Origin of the sequence: Bradyrhizobium sp., assembly GCF_027451485.1 — a bacterium.
Classification (GTDB): Bacteria; Pseudomonadota; Alphaproteobacteria; order Rhizobiales; family Xanthobacteraceae; genus Bradyrhizobium.
The window spans coordinates 17310-35848 of sequence record NZ_DAIDJE010000062.1 but is presented as its reverse complement, the minus strand read 5'-3'; the positions used below and the strand labels follow the sequence as shown (position 1 = coordinate 35848).

At 62.6% G+C, this 18539-nt stretch carries 18 protein-coding genes and 1 tRNA gene; 5 read left to right on the top strand and 14 right to left on the bottom strand.

Annotated features, from left to right (window positions below; genetic code table 11):
• Window positions 1–79: 79 nt before the first annotated feature.
• Complete coding sequence (locus NEZ08_RS09235; protein ID WP_298106305.1) at window positions 80–760, top strand: ParA family protein; 681 nt, start codon at window positions 80–82, stop codon at window positions 758–760.
• A 154-nt stretch (window positions 761–914) separates the two neighbouring features.
• Here the strand turns inward: NEZ08_RS09235 and NEZ08_RS09230 are convergent, their stop codons facing one another.
• The 3 genes from NEZ08_RS09230 to NEZ08_RS09220 form a co-directional block, all read right to left on the bottom strand.
• Window positions 915–1058, bottom strand: coding sequence for a hypothetical protein (locus NEZ08_RS09230; protein ID WP_298106304.1), 144 nt, complete (start codon window positions 1056–1058; stop codon window positions 915–917).
• Between the two features lie 152 nt (window positions 1059–1210).
• Entirely contained in the window at window positions 1211–1399 is a 189-nt protein-coding gene (locus tag NEZ08_RS09225; protein WP_298106303.1) for a hypothetical protein, read from the bottom strand.
• Window positions 1400–1501: 102 nt separating this feature from the next.
• Window positions 1502–1777, bottom strand: coding sequence for a metal-sensitive transcriptional regulator (locus tag NEZ08_RS09220; protein ID WP_298106365.1), 276 nt, complete (start codon window positions 1775–1777; stop codon window positions 1502–1504).
• Between the two features lie 249 nt (window positions 1778–2026).
• On the opposite strand from NEZ08_RS09220, the gene NEZ08_RS09215 reads away from it, so the two are divergent.
• Window positions 2027–4312, top strand: a complete 2286-nt coding sequence (locus NEZ08_RS09215) for a heavy metal translocating P-type ATPase (RefSeq protein ID WP_298106302.1) — start codon at window positions 2027–2029, stop codon at window positions 4310–4312.
• Here the strand turns inward: NEZ08_RS09215 and NEZ08_RS09210 are convergent.
• The 3 genes from NEZ08_RS09210 to trxB all read right to left on the bottom strand — a co-directional run bounded on the left by NEZ08_RS09210 (window position 4309) and on the right by trxB (window position 7688).
• Window positions 4309–5256 (bottom strand): 4-hydroxy-tetrahydrodipicolinate synthase, encoded by a 948-nt coding sequence (locus NEZ08_RS09210; protein WP_298106301.1) that lies wholly within the window; start codon window positions 5254–5256, stop codon window positions 4309–4311. The genes NEZ08_RS09215 and NEZ08_RS09210 overlap by 4 nt on opposite strands.
• A 540-nt stretch (window positions 5257–5796) precedes the next feature.
• Window positions 5797–6720 carry a LysR family transcriptional regulator gene (locus NEZ08_RS09205; RefSeq protein WP_298106300.1) on the bottom strand — a complete coding sequence of 308 codons (924 nt, stop codon included), beginning with the start codon at window positions 6718–6720 and terminating at the stop codon, window positions 5797–5799.
• A gap of 2 nt (window positions 6721–6722) precedes the next feature.
• Entirely contained in the window at window positions 6723–7688 is a 966-nt protein-coding gene (trxB, locus tag NEZ08_RS09200) for a thioredoxin-disulfide reductase (protein ID WP_298106299.1), read from the bottom strand.
• A 288-nt stretch (window positions 7689–7976) separates the two neighbouring features.
• Here trxB and NEZ08_RS09195 point away from each other — a divergent pair, with 288 nt between their 5' ends.
• A complete protein-coding gene (locus NEZ08_RS09195; protein WP_298106298.1) occupies window positions 7977–8456 on the top strand; it encodes an Lrp/AsnC family transcriptional regulator in 480 nt (159 codons plus the stop codon).
• A gap of 136 nt (window positions 8457–8592) precedes the next feature.
• Here NEZ08_RS09195 and NEZ08_RS09190 read toward each other — a convergent pair whose 3' ends face one another.
• From NEZ08_RS09190 to NEZ08_RS09170, 5 genes are all read right to left on the bottom strand, one after another.
• Complete coding sequence (locus NEZ08_RS09190) at window positions 8593–8985, bottom strand: DoxX family protein (protein ID WP_298106297.1); 393 nt, start codon at window positions 8983–8985, stop codon at window positions 8593–8595.
• A 115-nt stretch (window positions 8986–9100) separates the two neighbouring features.
• Window positions 9101–9574: a transcription elongation factor GreA gene (gene greA / locus NEZ08_RS09185; RefSeq protein ID WP_298106364.1), complete on the bottom strand. Its 474-nt coding sequence runs from the start codon at window positions 9572–9574 to the stop codon at window positions 9101–9103.
• Window positions 9575–9764: 190 nt separating this feature from the next.
• Window positions 9765–13229, bottom strand: a complete 3465-nt coding sequence (gene carB, locus NEZ08_RS09180) for a carbamoyl-phosphate synthase large subunit (RefSeq protein WP_298106296.1) — start codon at window positions 13227–13229, stop codon at window positions 9765–9767.
• A gap of 261 nt (window positions 13230–13490) precedes the next feature.
• Window positions 13491–13567, bottom strand: a tRNA-OTHER gene (locus NEZ08_RS09175).
• A gap of 71 nt (window positions 13568–13638) precedes the next feature.
• Window positions 13639–14340 (bottom strand): class I SAM-dependent methyltransferase, encoded by a 702-nt coding sequence (locus NEZ08_RS09170; RefSeq protein WP_298106295.1) that lies wholly within the window; start codon window positions 14338–14340, stop codon window positions 13639–13641.
• A gap of 271 nt (window positions 14341–14611) precedes the next feature.
• On the opposite strand from NEZ08_RS09170, the gene NEZ08_RS09165 reads away from it, so the two are divergent.
• The gene (locus NEZ08_RS09165) at window positions 14612–15133 is read left to right on the top strand and encodes a DNA starvation/stationary phase protection protein (protein ID WP_298106294.1); all 522 of its coding nucleotides are present in this window, start codon (window positions 14612–14614) and stop codon (window positions 15131–15133) included.
• Window positions 15134–15253: 120 nt separating this feature from the next.
• On the opposite strand, the gene NEZ08_RS09160 is transcribed toward NEZ08_RS09165, so the two are convergent.
• The 3 genes from NEZ08_RS09160 to carA all read right to left on the bottom strand — a co-directional run bounded on the left by NEZ08_RS09160 (window position 15254) and on the right by carA (window position 17739).
• Window positions 15254–15778 (bottom strand): hypothetical protein, encoded by a 525-nt coding sequence (locus NEZ08_RS09160; protein WP_298106293.1) that lies wholly within the window; start codon window positions 15776–15778, stop codon window positions 15254–15256.
• A gap of 76 nt (window positions 15779–15854) precedes the next feature.
• On the bottom strand, window positions 15855–16364 hold the full coding sequence (locus NEZ08_RS09155; RefSeq protein ID WP_298106292.1) for a PaaI family thioesterase: 510 nt from the start codon (window positions 16362–16364) through the stop codon (window positions 15855–15857).
• A 184-nt stretch (window positions 16365–16548) separates the two neighbouring features.
• Window positions 16549–17739: a glutamine-hydrolyzing carbamoyl-phosphate synthase small subunit gene (gene carA / locus NEZ08_RS09150; RefSeq protein ID WP_298106291.1), complete on the bottom strand. Its 1191-nt coding sequence runs from the start codon at window positions 17737–17739 to the stop codon at window positions 16549–16551.
• 331 nt (window positions 17740–18070) lie between these two features.
• Between carA and NEZ08_RS09145 the strand changes: the two genes are divergently transcribed.
• On the top strand, window positions 18071–18526 hold the full coding sequence (locus NEZ08_RS09145; RefSeq protein ID WP_298106290.1) for a GatB/YqeY domain-containing protein: 456 nt from the start codon (window positions 18071–18073) through the stop codon (window positions 18524–18526).
• The last annotated feature ends 13 nt before the right edge of the window (window positions 18527–18539 follow it).

Sequence of the window (18539 nt, the reverse complement as noted above, 5' to 3'; positions counted from 1 at the left end):
ATCGACCCCAAATTCTTCTTCCACGAATCAGCGCGCTGATTCATTTTCGCCTCCTGGGGTCAATCTGGAGGCGAAGAGTATGAACGTTATAGTTTTTGCGTCGCGTAAGGGTGGCTCGGGAAAAAGTACCCTTGCCGCTCACCTCGCTGCGCATGTCCACAAGACGACCAAGCCGTGCCTGCTTGTCGATGCCGACCCGCAGGGATCGTTGACCCTGTGGCACAAACTGCGGGGTACCAACGAGCCGCAGATCAAGACCGCGGTCAATTCGGTGAGCGGCATCGTCGCTGCTGCCAAGCGTGACGGCTACGAATGGGTGTTCATCGACACGCCGCCGAATCTGTCGGCCGTGGTCGACGACGCGATCAAGAACGCCACCATGGTCGTCATTCCGGCGCGGCCCGGCGTTTTTGACGTCAACGCTGTGCAGGAAACCATCCAGATGTGCCGTTCTGCGCGCAAGCCTTATGCTGTCGTGCTGAACGGCGCGCCGGCTCGCCGCGACGAGGTGGAAAGCCGCATCGTTACCATCGCACGCGAGCAACTGGCCAAGTTCCGCGCGCCGGTGTGGGGCGGGCAGATCACCAACCGCGCCGATCTGCTGATGGCGCTCGGCAAGGGCGAAGGCGCCCGCGAATACTTTGCCGAAGGCCGTGCGGCTGCGGAGATCGGCCGGCTGTGGGCAGCGATCGAACGTTCGGTGAAGGCCATCCGTGGCACGGCATCGGCGAGCGGCACAATGCACAGGCAGGCGGCCTGATCTTTCGGACGGCGAACCGGAAGCGATATCGCCCGGGTTCTCTTCGGTCAGCGTCCAGGCGTCTGACCGGCGGCTTGCGAAGCGACATCATCCCGCGTGGGCTAGGCAGGTGCTCACGCGGGATGACGTTGTCGGCGCGGTTGCGCGCGATAAATCAATTCACCATCAGCACGTAAAACATCACGACCGGCGACAAGGTCAGGATGACCGACCAGACGCCGACCGCCCAGACGATATCCTGCGTGCAAAAGCCGCTCCATTTGGAGTCGGAATCTTCCTGCGCTTCCAGAGTATCCATAACGCCCCCGCGTTTTCTTCTTGTTGTGGGGGGACCTTAGGCGATCCGGGTTAACAGGCCGGCTGTGGAGTCGTTCGCTTTGCAAATCGCTTCGCCACGACCGGTTAACCAGTGCCGCGGGCGCGGTACCGGTCAAAGCCGCCAGATAAGCTTCAGCTTCCCACCAGGAATCGGACGGCGAGCACCGGCGAAAAGCCGAGCAGCATCGCCCAAAGCCCGAACGAGGAAACGATCAGGAAATCCTGCTTCCTCTCGGCCCATTTGGAATTGGCAAAGCGTTTGTTTGGAGTGATCTGCGCCGTCATCGTGTCGCCCCCGGTCTCGATGATTGGCGAAACCATAGCTGCTAAGTCTAAAATTAGGGACCTGCAGGCGATGCGGACTTTAACGGCGCGCTTCAGCGGCCGTTAACCAAGCAAGTCAGGAAAGAGCGGCTGTGCGGCCTACCGCTCGGCGCGACCGATCACATCCATCAGTTCGGCAATCTTGCGGCGTTGATCGGCCTTGTCGCCCGACACGATGGCGTGCTCGACGCAGTGGGCGACGTGGTCGCGCAGGATCTCCTCCTCGACACGGCGCAGCGCCGCTTTGGCCGCCGCGATCTGGGTGACGACGTCGATGCAATAGCGGTCGTCCTCCACCATCCCGGCAAGCCCGCGGATCTGGCCCTCGATACGTTTCAGTCTTTTCAGGCAGGAAGCCTTGATCTCTTTGCGCATCGGGTTCATATACCCCCCTAGGGTATATGTTTCAAGAGCGGCGAGGTGGAAGAGATGGCGCAGGACAAGCAGGGTCACGGCGCGGCAACCGGCCATCATCAGGGCTGTCATCAGCACGGCGAACACCACCACGGACATGATCATGCAGGCCATGATCATTCGGAACCGGCCGCCGGCTCGGGCTGCGGCGGCGGCAAGCCTGAACGCGCTGCCCCGGAGGCGGAGGTCGCGATCGATCCGGTCTGCGGCATGAAGGTCAAGCGCGAGAACGCCAAGCATCGCTTTGAATATCAAGGGCGTGAATATCTGTTTTGCAGCGCCCGCTGCCGCGAGCGCTTTCAGGCCGATGCGCAATCCTTTCTCAACAAGCCCAAACAAGCCGTTTCACAGCATGCCGCATCGGCAAAGCAGCAACAGCCGCCGGCCGACGGCGCCATCTACACCTGCCCGATGCACCCGGAAGTCCGGCAGGTCGGGCCGGGTAGCTGTCCGATCTGCGGGATGGCGCTCGAGCCAGAGCAGGTCTCGCTGGAGCAGGGGCCTGATCCCGAACTCATCGATATGAGGCGGCGATTCTGGATCGCGCTGGCGCTGACCGTGCCCGTGTTCGTGCTCGAGATGGGCCGCCATGTCGGACTGATGGGTCTGGTGCCGCCGGTCTGGTCGAACTGGATTTCGCTGGTGCTGGCAACGCCGGTGGTGTTGTGGGCGGGCGCGCCCTTTTTCGTGCGCGGCTGGCGATCGGTGACGACCTGGAACCTCAACATGTTCACGCTGATTGCGATGGGCACTGGTGTTGCCTGGCTTTACAGCGTGGTCGGCACGCTCTTCCCGCAAATCTTTCCCGCGACTTTCCGCGACATGCATGGCGCGGTCGCCGTCTATTTCGAGGCGGCCGCCGTGATTACTGTGCTGGTTCTGCTCGGCCAGGTGCTGGAACTGAAGGCCCGTGAACGCACGTCAGGCGCCATCCGCGCGCTGCTCGGCCTTGCGCCGAAGACCGCACGGCGCATCACCGGTCGCGGCGACGAGGATGTCGCGCTCGAGTTGATCGGAGTTGGCGATCGCCTGCGGGTGCGACCCGGTGAGAAAATTCCGGTCGATGGCCGCGTCATCGAAGGAAGCTCTTTCGTCGATGAATCCATGGTGACGGGTGAGCCGATGCCGGTCCAAAAAGCGGTCGGCGCGCGCGTCATCGGCGGGACCGTCAACCAGGGCGGCGCGCTGGTGCTGCAAGCCGAGCAGGTCGGACGCGACACCATGCTGGCGCGGATCGTGGACATGGTGGCGCGGGCGCAGCGCTCGCGCGCGCCGATCCAGCGTCTCGCCGACCGTGTCGCGGGATGGTTCGTGCCGCTGGTGATCGCGACGGCGTTGATTGCCTTTGCCGCCTGGATGGGTTTCGGCCCCGAACCTCGCCTCACCTTTGCGCTGATTGCCGCCGTGACCGTGCTGATCATCGCCTGCCCCTGTGCGCTTGGGCTTGCCACGCCGATGTCGATCATGGTGGGCGTCGGGCGGGGCGCGCGGTCCGGCATCCTGATCCGCGATGCCGAGGCGCTGGAAGCGTTCGAGCGCATCGACACCATCGTCATCGATAAGACCGGTACGCTCACCGAAGGCAAGCCGAAGCTGGCGTCGATCGTGACCGCGTCCGATGTCGACGAGAACACGCTGTTGCGGATTGCCGCGAGTGTCGAGCAGGCCAGCGAGCATCCGCTCGGGCGGGCGGTGATCGAGGCAGCCAAAGCGCGCGGCCTCTCAATCGAAGCGGTGGCGAATTTTGCTGCGCATTCGGGCAAGGGCGCCAGCGGCATGGTTCAAGGCAGGGCGGTTGCTCTCGGCAACGCCGCGCTGATGCGCGACCTCAACATCGCAACCGGCGGACTGGACGCGGCTGCGGAAACCGCGCGTGCGTCCGGCGCGACCGCCATTTATGCGGCGCTCGATGGCCGCGCCGCGGGCGTCATCGCCATCGCAGATCCGATCAAGGCTTCGGCAAAGGCGGCGGTCGCGGCGCTTCGGTCGGAAGGCCTGCGCATCGTGATGCTGACCGGCGACAACGCGACCACTGCGCGGGCGGTCGCATCGCAGCTCGATATCGCCGAGATCGAAGCCGGCGTGTTGCCGGAGCGCAAGGGCGAGGTGGTGCAGCGGCTTCGCAAAGAGGGCCGCCGCGTCGCCATGGTAGGCGACGGCATCAACGACGCGCCGGCTCTCGCCGCAGCCGATGTCGGCATTGCAATGGGCGGCGGCACGGATGTCGCGATCGAGAGTGCGGGCGTGACGCTTCTGACCGGCGATCTCGGCGGGCTGGTCCGCGCCCGGCGATTGTCGGCCGCGACCATGGGCAACATCCGCCAGAACCTCGCCTTCGCCTTCGTCTACAACGCGGCCGGTGTGCCGATCGCGGCGGGCGTGCTCTATCCCGTGTTCGGCATCCTGCTGTCGCCGATGGTCGGGGCGGCCGCGATGGCGCTGTCCTCGGTAAGCGTGATCAGCAATGCCTTGCGCCTCTCGCGCGCCAAACTTTAACCGGCCGCGGTCAGCACCGCGTTGCGCCGAGCGATCTCGGCCTCGAGTCGCGTGGCGAGTTCGCGGCTCACCTCGACCATCGGCAGGCGCACCTCGGCGCTCTCGATCAGACCGATGCGCGCCAGCCAGTACTTGGCAGGCGCCGGGCTCGGCTCGGCGAACAACAGCCGCGTCAAGCCGGAGACGCGATCCCAATGTGCCCGCGCCCCGTCGTGATTGCCCTCCCGCAACAGCTTTCCAATGGCGGCAAAGGTTGCAGTCTCGATATGGGCCGACAAGAGGATCGCGCCGTCGGCGCCATCGCATAGTGCTTCAAGATACAGCGCGTCCTCGCCGGTCAGGATGCGAAAGCCGGCAGGCCGTCGCCGCAGAAGCTCGATAGATTGCACGCGGTTGGCGCCGCAATCCTTCATGCCGACGATGTTGGGGTGACAAGCGAGTTCGAGCAGTGTCTCGGTCTCGAGGTTGACCGCGGCGCGATAGGGGATGTTGTACAGTGCGATCGGCCAGGAGGCGTGGTCGGCGAGCACGGTGAAGTGTCGGAGCAGGCCGCGTTGCGATGGCCGCGAGTAAGAGGGGCTCGAGATCAGATAGCCGTCGATCGGCCAGCCGGCGGTCTCGTCCAGGATATGGCACATCGCGCGGGTATCGCTGCCGGCCAGTCCAAGGCAGATCGGCAAGTAGCGCCTCGCTTCGGCGCTGGTCTCCCGTGCCGCAGCGACGATCCATTCCAATTCCAGCAGCCCAAGCGTCAGGCCCTCGCCTGATGTCGCGGCGAGAATCAGCCCGTCGATGGGCAAGGCCGCGTAATGCCTCACCAGCCGCCGCAGCGAAACCTCGTCCACGAGCCCGTCGCGAAACGGCGTGACGAGCGGCAGCCAGAGGCCGCGCAAGTGGGTTCGGAGACCGGGCGATTGGGCGTCGGAAGAAACAGGGGCAGTCATGGTCCTTCTCCTGGTTGGCCGGAGACGGGACACAAAAAACCCCACCTCACGGCGGGGTTTTAAGATCGGGCAATTGCGAGAAGTCTATCGCGCGCGTCGATCCCAAGCCCCCCGAAGGGTGGCTTTTTTGGAACGGATGGCGGCGCACAAACTCGTGATCATAAGGCAATGATGCGGTGCGTCGGTTCCGCTGTCAACGGAAGAGGCCTAGGGCTCAGCGGGAAATCCTGAAAAGAAAAAAGCCGGGCCCGTGAGAGCCCGGCTTCAAGTATTGGCCTCGTTGGGCCGACACAATCACCTTCCAAGAGGGATAACCGAACACCCGCGCCACTGGAGGAGGGGGACATGTGCGCAACGCGAAAGTTCAGTGTGAAGCAACTATGGACTTTGCGAGTGCTGTGCAGCAACGGGGGGCGCCGCATGTCTGACATGCGCTCACCCGTTATCGACTGATAATTACCGCCCGATCGGGAAAATCGTGCAGCAGTTCGACCTCGCGACAAACGCTTTGCGTTTGCGCCGCAATCACGCTCAAGAGATCTAGGACGGCCAGCGCTGCGCCTTGCTCACCACGAAGTCGCGGAACACCTGCACACGGGCGACCGTCTTCAACTCTTCGGGATAAACGAAATAGGTGTCGAGCTGGATCGAATCCGATTCGCTGAACAACTGCACAAGACGGCTGTTTTCCTCGATCAGGTAATCCGGCAGCGCCGCGATTCCTAGGCCCTGCTGGCAGGCGCGCACCAGGCCAAGGATATTGTTGACCTTGAAATAGGGTTCGCGCGGTCCGCTGCCGTTACGGCCTGCCTCGATCAGCCAGCTGCGGTTTTGCAAGTGCGGCGCCACCTGTCCGTCGGACAGCATGATGATCCGATGCTGGTCGAGTTCGTCGAGCGTGCGCGGCGTGCCGAATCGCTTGATGTAGTCCGGCGAGCAATAAGCATGAAAGCCCATCGCGAACAGCTTGCGCTGGATCAGGTCGGGCTGGGTCGGTTTGCGCGTGCGGATCGCCACGTCCGCCTCGCGCATCGACAGGTCGAGCTCCTCGTCGGTAACGATCAGCGAAATGCGGATTTCCGGATAGAGTGCCGTGAACTCGCCAAGCCGGGGAATCAGCCAGTTGATGCCGACTCCGGGCGTGGTGGTGATCTTGAGATCGCCGCTTGGCCGCTCGCGGCTGTCCGTCAATTTTGCCCGCGCCGCCTGCAACTGCATGAACACGTCATGGGCGGTGCGAAACAGCAGATCGCCCTGTTCGGTCAGGATCAGGCCGCGCGCATGGCGGTGAAACAGCGACACAGACAATTCCTGTTCCAGCGCGCTCACCTGGCGCGACACGGCCGATTGCGAGAGGCCGAGCTGCTCGCCGGCATGCGTGAAGCTCCCGGCTTCGGCCGCCGCGTGAAACACCTTCAGCTTGTCCCAGTCCATATCCATAAATCCATCGCGGGTTCGGTTCATCGTCACTCCGCTGCGGCGCGATCACTCGCGCGCAACGCCAAAAAACGTTCGGCTTCAAGGGCCGCCATGCAGCCGAGGCCGGCGGCCGTGACCGCCTGGCGGTAGGTTTCGTCGGCGACGTCCCCGGCGGCAAACAGGCCGGGCACGGAAGTGGCGGTCGAATTCGCTGCGACTTCGACATAGCCCGACGGCTTCAGCTTGATCTGCCCCGCGACGAGGTCTGTTGCCGGCGCATGGCCGATCGCGACGAAGACGCCATCGGCGGAAAGTTCGGTCAGCTCACCGGACTTGACGTTCTTCAGCCGGACACGGGTGACCTTGGCTGGATTGTCTTCGCCCAGGATCTCGTCAATCGCGCTGTCCCACACCACCTTGATCTTGGGATGCTTGAACAAGCGCTCCTGCAGGATGCGCTCGGCGCGGAAGTGATCGCGGCGATGCACGATGGTCACCGTCGAGGCGAAGTTGGTCAGAAACAGCGCTTCTTCGACCGCGGTGTTGCCGCCGCCGACCACGATGACGTCCTTGCCGCGATAGAAGAAACCGTCGCAGGTGGCGCAGGCCGAGACGCCAAAACCCTTGAACTTTTCCTCGGACGGAAGCCCGAGCCAGCGGGCCTGCGCGCCGGTGGCGAGAATGACGGTTTCGGCCAGATAGACGTCACCGGAGTCGCAGGTCAGGCGGAAGGGCCGCTGCGCGAGTTCGAGCCTGGTAACGAGGTCGGTCACGATCTTGGTGCCGACGTGAGCTGCCTGCTTCTCCATCTGATCCATCAGCCAAGGGCCCTGGATCACGTCGGCGAAGCCCGGGTAGTTTTCCACATCGGTGGTGATGGTGAGTTGTCCGCCGGGCTGAATTCCCTGGATCAGAATCGGTTCGAGCATGGCGCGCGCTGCATAGATCGCCGCGGTGTAACCGGCCGGGCCGGAACCGATGATGACAACCTTGGCGTGAACAGATGCAGACATGAATGATCCCCTTCGGAGGGAATTTGATGAGCGCTTAGGCTGGATTCGACCTGGGAGGCGCCGCGGAAGCGCCGAAAGTGACAAATCCGACTTTAGGCCATCTGGCGAGCTATGCAAGAATTGCAATCCAAATCGGCAAAATTTCCCGTGAGCAAGAAAATTGTCGCGATGCACACGCAATAAAATTGCGCAACCAGGGCGAGCTGGGCTAAGAGTGTTGCCATCAAAAAGCTGAAGGCTGGCACGGGCTGGCCTCTAGCCACTCACAGCCCTTGGAAGCCGGACCGCGTGTCGAAGAATCTTGACGAAATTGACCTCAAAATCCTGAGCGAAATCCAGGCTGACGGCCGAATCACCAATGTCGAATTGGCCAAACGCGTCGGTATTTCCCCGCCGCCCTGCTTGCGCCGCGTGCGGGCGCTGGAGGAGGCGGGCTATATCCTGGGCTATCGCGGGCTGCTTGACCCGCGCAAGCTCGGCTTCGATGTCACCGTGTTTGCTTCCGTGCATCTGTCGAGCCAGGCCGATGCCGACTTGCGGGCCTTCGAAGATTTCGTGCGGGCCGAGCCGTTGGTGCGGGAATGCTGGATGCTCTCGGGCGAAGTCGATTTCGTTCTGAAATGCGTCGCCCCCGACATGGCCACGTTCCAGGACTTCGTCACCCATCTCACGGCGGCGCCTCACGTGCGCAACGTGCGAACCTCTCTGGTGCTGCATAACTCGAAATATGATGCGGCCGTGCCGTTGGAAGTGAAGGCGAAGGGCTAAAAACTCGTCGCCCGCCTGAGCCAACGGGTCGCGTGAATGCGAGCCCGATGACAGGCTCCTCCAAGCAATCCAGTCTCGTCAGTCAAGACTGGATTGCTTCGTCGCGAACGCTCTTCGCAATGACGGACTTACCCCGTCAGCCCTTCTTTCCCATGGCGGCATCGATGCTGTAGGGGCCGGGGCCTGACGTCGCCAGGTAAAGACAGGCGAAGCAGAACAGGATCGCCGCCGTGCCGCCGTTGACGAGCGGCAGAAAACCCCGTGGATAGTGGCCGATGAAATAGGCAAAGGCCATTTCGCCCGACAGGACGAAGGCGGTGATCCGCGAGAAAAGCCCGACCATCAAGAGCGCGCCGAGCACGAGCTCGAGCCCGCCTGCGGTCATGATCAGCGGCGGCGGATTGGCAAACTGTGGGATCGCCGGAAACTTGAGGATTTTCGCCACACCGTACTGAAACAGCAGCAGCCCGGTGATGAAGCGAAACAAACTCAGTGTGATCGGCTGAAATTTCGAAAACGTCTGGTCCATGTCATTGCCCCTGTTTGACATCCGGATTGTCCGGATAGTCGATCAGAAATACTCGGAAAAATCAAAAAGCCGCGCACCCGGCGCGGCTTTTTGATTTCGGGACAATGACGGCAGCTCAGCGCCACTCCACCTTGGTGATCTCATAGGCCTTGGGGCCGCCCGGCGCCATGACCTCCACAGTGGTCCCTTTCTTCTTCCCGATCAGCGCGCGCGCGAGCGGGGAGGTAATGGAAATCCTGCCCTTCTTGGCGTCGGCCTCGACCTCGCCGACGATCTGCCACACCGCCTTTTTCTCGGTGTCCTCATCGATCAGCGTGACGGTGGCACCGAACTTGACGGTGTCGCCGGAAAGCTTCGAAATGTCGATCACGTCGGCGCGCGCGAGCTTGTCCTCGAGCTCGGCGATACGGCCTTCATTATGCGACTGTTCTTCTTTCGCGGCGTGGTATTCCGCGTTCTCCGAAAGATCGCCATGCGAACGCGCTTCCGCGATGTGCTCGATTATGCGCGGGCGCTCCACGGTTTGACGCTTCTTCAACTCATCCTCAAGCGCGGCGTAACCGACCGAGGTCATCGGAACCTTTTCCATCATCTTCTTCGTCCTTCAATCGCGCGGGCCAATAACGGCGGCTCGCGCGAAACGTCTTTCAGATCGGGCGTTCGCTGCGCGAACAGTCCAAAAGCCCATTCATTGCGGCCTCATCGGAAGGCCAACTCAAACATTAATGCGGGCGGAGAGTTCCAACCATCAAGCGGGCCGCTTTACGGCCCGCTCGTGATCAGGTTTCGGAAAAATAGCTCTGCAGGGTACGGACCTCAAGGTCTCCGCCCAGATAGGCGCGGATGCCCTGGGCAGCCGCCACGGCACCAGAGAGAGTGGTGTAATACGGCACTTTATGCAAGAGGGCTGCGCGCCTTAGCGAGCGGCTATCGGCCAACGCCTGCGGTCCCTCGGTGGTGTTAAAAACAAGTTGAATATCGCCGTTGGTAATAGCGTCGACGATATGCGGCCGGCCTTCCAGCACCTTGTTAACCTTCTCGGTCGGCACACCATGGTCGGCAAGGAAGCGCTGCGTCCCCGAGGTCGCCATCACCTTGAACCCGAGCGAGTACAGCAGCCGGACGGCATCGGCGATACGGGTCTTGTCGGTTTCGCGCACCGAGACGAACACCGTGCCGCTGCGCGGCACGCGTGTGCCGCCGCCGAGCTGGCTCTTGGCAAACGCAATCTCGAAGGTGCGGTCGATGCCCATCACTTCGCCGGTCGAGCGCATCTCCGGCCCCAGCACCGTGTCGACGCCCGGGAAGCGCGCAAACGGAAACACCGATTCCTTGACGCCGACGTGACCAAGCTTGCGCTTTTTCAGATCAAAGTCGGCAAGCTTTTCGCCCGCCATCAGCCGTGCCGCGATCTTGGCCACCGGCGTGCCGATCACCTTGGCCACGAACGGCACGGTCCGCGACGCGCGCGGGTTGACTTCGAGCACGTAGATCTCGCCGTCCTTGATCGCGTATTGCACGTTCATCAGGCCGACCACGTCGAGGCCGAGCGCCAGTTCGCGCGTCTGACGTTCCAGTTCGGTCACCGTTGCCGCATCAAGCGAATGCGGCGGCAGCGAGCAGGCGCTATCGCCGGAGTGAATGCCGGCTTCCTCGATATGCTCCATGATGCCGACGATGAAGGTGTCCTTGCCGTCGCAAAGGCAGTCGACGTCGACTTCGGTCGCGTCCGACAGGTAGCGATCGAACAGCAGCGGATTGGTGCCGAGCACGGTGTTGATCTGCCCGGTCTTGTCGTTCGGATAACGCGCCTTGACGTCGCCCGGCACGAGTTCGGGCAAGGTTCCGAGCAGATAATCGCTGAGCTGGTTGTCCTCGCGGATGATCTGCATCGCGCGGCCGCCGAGCACGTAAGACGGCCGCACCACGAGCGGCAGGCCGAGATCGGCGGCAACCAGCCGCGCCTGCTCGACCGAATAGGCAATGCCGTTCTTCGGCTGCTTCAGCCGCAATTTATCCAGCACGCGCTTGAAGCGGTCACGGTCTTCGGCAAGGTCGATGGCGTCGGGCGAGGTGCCGAGGATCGGCACATCAGCTTCTTCCAGCGCATGCGCGAGCTTCAACGGCGTTTGTCCGCCGAACTGCACGATGACGCCGTGCAGTCGGCCGTTCTGCTGTTCGGTCGCGATGATTTCGAGCACGTCTTCGGCGGTGAGCGGCTCGAAATACAGCCGGTCGGCGGTGTCGTAGTCGGTCGACACCGTCTCCGGATTGCAGTTGATCATGATGGATTCGTAGCCGGCGTCGTGCAGCGCAAAGCAGGCGTGGCAGCAGCAATAGTCGAACTCGATGCCCTGGCCGATGCGGTTGGGGCCGCCGCCGAGGATGATGACCTTGTCCTTTGCCGACGGGGCGCTTTCGTCGGCGGGTTGACCTGCGAACGGCGCCTCGTAGGTGGAATACATGTAGGCGGTCGGCGAGGCGAACTCGGCGGCGCAGGTGTCGATGCGCTTGAACACCGGCCGCACGCCGAGCGCGTGGCGCCGCGCTTTCACCTCGGCCTCGGTCATGTTGGCGAGCACGGCAAGGCGCGCATCGGAAAAGCCCATCGCCTTCAACCGGCGCAAACCGAACGCATTTGGCGGCAGGCCGTGCCGCTTGACCTTGGCTTCCATGTCGATGATGGCGCGCATCTGCGAAAGGAACCAGGGATCGATCTTGCAGGAGTTGAAAATGTCTTCGTCGCTCCACCCAAGCCGCATGGCCTGGCCCACCTGCAACAGGCGGTTGGGTGTCGGCGTGCCCAGCGCCGCGCGGATCGCGTTCTTGTCGTCGTCGCGTCCCAACCCCTCGATCTCGATTTCATCGAGGCCGGTGAGGCCGGTCTCGAGTCCGCGCAGCGCCTTTTGCAGGCTTTCCTGGAATGTGCGGCCGATCGCCATCACTTCGCCGACCGACTTCATCGAGGTGGTCAGCGTGGTTGAGGCGCCGGGAAATTTTTCGAACGCAAAACGCGGGATTTTGGTCACCACGTAATCGATCGTCGGCTCGAACGACGCCGGCGTCGCGCCGCCGGTGATGTCGTTGGCGATTTCATCGAGCGTGTAGCCGACCGCAAGTTTGGCCGCGACCTTGGCGATCGGAAAGCCGGTGGCTTTCGAGGCGAGCGCGGAGGAACGCGATACGCGCGGATTCATCTCGATCACGACCATGCGGCCATCGGCCGGATTGACGCCGAACTGCACGTTGGAGCCGCCGGTTTCGACCCCGATCTCGCGCAGCACCGCGATCGAGGCGTCGCGCATGATCTGGTATTCCTTGTCGGTGAGCGTCAACGCCGGTGCGACCGTGATCGAGTCGCCGGTGTGAACGCCCATCGGATCGAGGTTCTCGATCGAGCAGACGATGATGCAGTTGTCCTTTTTGTCGCGGACCACCTCCATCTCGAACTCTTTCCACCCGAGAACGGATTCCTCGATCAGGACCTCGTTTGTCGGCGAGGCGTCTAGCCCGCGCTCGATGATGTCGATGAACTCTTCCTTGTTGTAGGCGATGCCGCCCCCGGTGCCACCCATGGTGAAGGAGGGGCGGATGATCGCCGGAAGGCCGATCTCCGACAGAGCCATCAGCGCTTCGGCGAGCGCCTGCTGCTGGTAGCGCTTGCGCCGCTCGTTTTCGCCAAGCGTCCACTGCCGCTCGAAATCTTCCAGCGCTTGCCCGGACAGCTTCTCGCGATCGGCGAGATATTTGTCGCGGTCGGATTTTTTCAGAGACGATGCGTTGGCAAGCCGCGACTTCGGCGTTTGCAGCCCGATCTTCTCCATCGCGTTGCGGAAGAGCTGGCGGTCTTCCGCCTTGTCGATGGCGTCCGCCGTCGCGCCGATCATCTCGACGTCGAATTTGGCAAGTGTGCCCTGGCGGCGCAGCGACAGGGCGCAATTCAGCGCGGTCTGGCCCCCCATCGTCGGCAGCAGCGCGAAGCCGCCGGGAATGACGTGGCGTTCCTTCTCGATGATCTTGGCGACGATTTCAGGTGTGATCGGCTCGATATAGGTCGCGTCCGCAAGCTCCGGGTCGGTCATGATCGTCGCCGGATTGGAATTGACCAGGACGATGCGGTAGCCCTCTTGCTTGAGCGTCTTCACCGCCTGCGTGCCCGAGTAGTCGAACTCGCAGGCCTGGCCAATGACGATAGGACCGGCGCCGATGATCAGGATGGTGGAGATGTCGGTTCTTTTGGGCATTAACTCTCGCAGGCCGGGAATCAGGCACAAAAAAAGGGCGCGCTTGCCGCGCGTCCCTCAAACTTCAGGCGTGAGGAAGGCCCTCGCGCGCGAGGCGTCTTTAGACCAGATTCCGCAACGGCGAAACCCCCAATCAAGGGCCATCAACCGGCATTTCGAGGGTTTGGGAGGGTTGCGGTGGAGGAGGCCTGGCTCGTTTGGCCAACCTCGGCCTTTGGCCCGGCGAGCGAGGGCGGGTACGGCCTTCGGCGATGGCTTGCTTGGAGGCCCGGCCTGGATTTGAACCAGGATAAAGAGCATTGCACTGCTCTCGCGTCGACGCTTTCCGCCACCGGGCCGCATTCATTGTGGCTCAATGCTGCCCGTTCGGCCACTCCGGCCTGCGGTTAACCCTACCGCGATGTAAGGCTCACACGGTAAGGGCGGGCCGCCCGACGAAGGTCATTCGCCAGGGATTGTGGCCGATATTCACCGCAACCCGCGAAGCGGAGAAGCCACTTGCCGCGAGCTTCTTGATCATCTCTGCCTCGCCATAGCGCTGAAGCCCGACGCGGCTGCGCAATTGCCGGTAATCCGACAGCGCGGTCGAGACCAGGCCGATCAGCGCATCGCGCAGAAATCCGTGGCTCGCGGCAAAGCGCAGCAGCGCGATCACGTCCTTGGCCATACCGACTTCCGGGCGCAGCACGTCGCCCACCACCAGCCGCCCGCCGGGCTTCAGCAGCCGGCGGATTGTGGCAAAGGCGGAATCCAGCTCTTCCGCCGTCATGTATTGGGTGACCGAGTTCATCACCACGAGGTCGATGGAGTGTTCGGCCATCTTCCGCAGATCTTCCAGCGAGCGGACGCGGATCTTCGTGTTGGGCGCAAAGCGGGCGATCAGGCGTCCGCGCACCCCCGGCGCCGGTTCGGCCAGATAGAGCATGCCGCAGGCATCCGCCACCTTGGCCGCCGACAGCGCCTCGCCGCAGGCGTAATCCAGCACCACCGCGTCGGGCGAGCCGATGTAGCCGATGATGTCCCGCGCAATGAGCTCAAAATGCAGGTCGCGATGCAGCTTGCTCGCGTAGATCGTATGCGTGGAATCGTAGTAGTCGATCCAGTCGTCCATGAGGTCCCGAAAGTGCTGGGGTTCCGACAGAAGGAACCGCGCCGCCCAACAGGCGTTAAATGCTCCGGCGAGCGATGTCCATCGCTAGTGGAGGGGATTCGACATTCGCACCCAACCGACCGCGACCTCGAGAGCGAATGTCAAATGCGAAACTCCACTACAATCCAACATTTGCCAGCGGTTCTGTCATTCTACCATTCGCAAGAGCGCTCGCTGCAACAGAATGCGAATCTCAGAATCGGCCCGCCGGTTCCTAACAGGAAGGTCTGTCGTGAGCAAAGCCAGCAAAACGTCCCCCGATCTCGATACCCCGACCGATATGCCGAAAGCCGCCGTCGACAAGATTTCGGCCGCGCTCAACGTGCTGTTGGCCGACGCTTTCGCGCTCTACCTGAAAACCAAGAATTTCCACTGGCATGTCAGCGGTCGGCACTTCCACGACTATCATTTGATGCTGGACGAGCAGTCGGATGCGATTTTCGCCACCACCGATCAACTGGCGGAGCGGGTGCGCAAACTCGGTGGCATCACCGTGCGTTCGATCGGTCAGATCTCGAAACTGCAGACCATCAAGGACAACAATGAGGACTACGTCCCGCCGGGCGAGATGCTGCGCGAGTTGATGGAAGACAACAAGCATATCGCAGCCGCGATGCGAAAGGCGCACAAGCTCTGTGACGATCACGAGGATTCGGGCACCGCGGGCCTGCTCGAGACCTTCATCGACGAGACGGAGCGGCGCACCTGGTTCCTGTTCGAGGCGTCGCGCCAGGAAGGCAGCAACGCGGCGTAAGGCCGCGGTCATTGCGAGCGCCGGCCAACAGGTCGCGCGAATGCGCGCCCGATGACAGGCTAAGCAGTCCAGATCGAACAGAACTGGATTGCTTTGTCGCCTACGCTCCTCGCAATGACGTCAGCCCCGCCACAACTTCACCAGCGGCCCGTCCCTCCCCGCGACCGGGTCGCTGTCCGGCAATTTCACGACCGGAATGGTCTTGAGTGCAGCTGCGTGGTTTTCCGGCGTCGGCCGCGTCACCTGCATTTTGGCGCCGGGCGGATAGGCGCCGACCACCGAGAAATCGTCCGTCGATCTCAGGCATTGATGGCCGGTGCCGGCCGGCAGGATCGCGACATCGCCGGCATCGAGCTCGAATTCTCTGCCTGCATCGCCGCCGAAGCGGACCCGCCCGTGGCCGCGGGCGATGCCGAGCACTTCATGCACCGTCGCATGATAATGCAGGTAATCGTAAATGCCGTTGCGCCAGATGTCTTGTCCCCAGCCGTTGGCACCGAACAACTCTTCGATGGTTCTCTCGGGGGCGCCGCTGTCGAGATCGAGCGCACGCTTGTAGATCACAAGCGGCAACACATTGTTGGGCGTGAGACCGTCATCCTCGAAGATGAAAGTGGCCGGCTTGGTATTCTTGACGATCGGCACGACGGGCTCCCGCGATGACTTGCAAGCATGTGCGGAATAACCGCGCTTGGAAGGCCACGTTCCTCCGGCCTGCCTCTCACATTCCCCTGGCGGGCGGACCGGGGATCTCGAAAACCAGGCATGTGGTCGTTGCATGCGCGAGCAGGCGGCCCTTGGGGTCGGTGATGCGGGCTTCCGCGGTCGCGGCGCGGCGGCCGACGTTGAGCGTGCGGCCTTCGGTCCGCACCACGCCGGTATCCTTGGTCATGCCGCGGATGAAGCTGACCTTGAATTCGAGCGTGGTGTAGCCGCTGCCGACCGGCAGCATCGAATGCACGGCAAGTCCCATGGCGGAATCGAGCAGGGTCGCGGCGTAGCCGCCATGCACCGAGCCGATCGGGTTGTAGTGCCGGAAGCCGGGCAGGCTGGAGAATGAGACCACGCCTGGTTCGACCGAATAATCGAACGGCTCGACGTTTTGCATGATTGGCGGCGCCGGCAGCTGACCGGCGAACATGGCGCGGAGGAAGTCGATCCCGGCCATGGAGGCCATCACCTCGGTCGGCGTCACGCCGTATTCGACCGTACGCGGGGGAGGGGCGGTCATGAAAGCTCCGGCTGTTACAATGATGATAATAATATAAAGAGACGCGCCATTCCGCCAGCGGTCATGCCGCACTTGATCCGGGCATCTGTGGGTTTTCGAGGCGATGGATTGCCGGGCACGGGCGAGCGGAAGCGACGCCATTCTTCGAGCGGCTATGCCCGGCAATGACGGTCCAACCAGCCCTTTACGCCCGCTTGTTCGACCGCATCAGGTCGGCGAAGCGATCGAACAGGTAATGCGAGTCCCGCGGTCCGGGCGAAGCTTCGGGGTGATACTGCACGGAAAACACCGGCTTGCCCTCGAGCGCGATGCCGCAATTGGAACCATCAAACAGCGAGATGTGTGTCTGGGTCGCGCCTTGCGGCAGCGTCGCCTGATCGACCGCGAAACCATGGTTCATCGAGGTGATCTCGACCTTTCCGGTGGTCTCGTCCCTGACCGGATGGTTGGCGCCGTGATGGCCCTGATGCATCTTCTTGGTTCTGGCGCCGACGGCGAGGCCCAGCATCTGGTGGCCAAGACAGATGCCGAAGGTCGGCGTGCCGGAATCGATCACCTTCCGGATTACCGGCACGGCATATTTGCCGGTCTCGGCCGGATCGCCCGGACCGTTCGACAGGAACACGCCGTTCGGCTTCATCGCCAGGATGTCTTCGGCCGAAGTGGTCGCCGGCACCACCGTCACTTTGCAGCCGACGCCGGCAAGCAGCCGCAGGATGTTGCGCTTGATGCCGTAATCGACCGCGACCACGCTGAACTCGGGCGCCTGCTGCCGGCCAAATCCCTTGTCCCACGCCCACGGCGTCTCGTCCCAGGTGTAACGCTGGGCGGACGTGACCATCGGCACCAGGTCCATACCCTCCAGGCCCGGCCACTCCCGCGCCTCCTCCTTGAGCCCATGGAGGTCGAACTCGCCGCTTCTGGCGTGGGCGATTACGGCATTGGGCATGCCCTTGCTGCGGATTAGCGAGGTCAGCGCGCGGGTATCGATGCCGGAGAGGCCGATGATGCCGCGCGCCTTCAGCCACTGGTCGAGGTGGCGGGTGGCGCGGTAGTTCGAGGGATCGGTGATGGCGGTGCGCAGGATCACCCCGCGCGCGCCCGGCGTTGCCGCCATGTTCACCGTCTCGATATCCTCGTCGTTGGCGCCAACATTGCCGATATGCGGGAATGTGAAGGTAATCAGTTGCCCGGCATAGGAGGGATCGGTGAGGATCTCCTCATAACCGGTCATGGCGGTGTTGAAACAGACTTCGCCGACGGCCTGTCCCTCGGCGCCAAGCCCAAACCCTTCCAGTACCGTTCCATCGGCCAGCACGAGGACTGCGGTCGGCTTGTGGTCCGGCCAGGCGGCAGCGTTTTCTGATGTGGTCATGAGGGCTCTACATAGTCGCGCGCCGTCGCCGCGTCAAAGCCGGAAAGGCCCGATTCACATGCGTTTTCCGCATGTTTCGGGGTGGGGTGGATGCTTCCTGCCAGAACGCCGGTTGTCTCGGTCTGTCGAACGGCCTAGTACCGCCGATCTGAAGTCCCTGCACCACAAGCGGCGAATTCGATCAGGGACTCCAGATCGATAAAGCGGTACTAGAAACAATAAGTTCGCCTCCGCCTTTCCGAAGTTCGTGAAAGCGGTTGCTGCGTTGGAGCACGAACTTCGGAAAGTGGACACTAGATCATCGAACAGAGCCGAAACGAGGATGATTCCCATGCTGCGCGACGACATCAACAACGCGGTCAAGGAGGCGATGAAGGCCAAGGACGAGCGCAAGCTCTCCACGCTGCGGATGGTCAATTCGACCATCAAGAACGCCGATATTGCCGCGCGCGGCGAGGGCAAGCCGCCTTTGTCCGATGCCGACCTTCTCAGCGTGTTGCAGAAGATGATCAAGCAGCGCCAGGAATCGGTCGAACTCTATGAAAAAGGCGGCCGCGCCGAGCTCGCCGCCCAGGAGCGCGAGGAGATCGCGGTGATTTCGGCCTACCTGCCAAAGCAGATGTCCGATGATGACGTGAAAGCTGCGATCGCGGCCGCCATTCAGGAGACCGGGGCAGCCGGCATGAAGGACATGGGCAAGGTGGTGGGCGCCTTGAAAGCGAAATATGCCGGTCAGATGGATTTCGGCAAGGCCAGCGCTTTGGTGAAGGCCGCGCTGACTTCCTGAACTCCCACCGCTT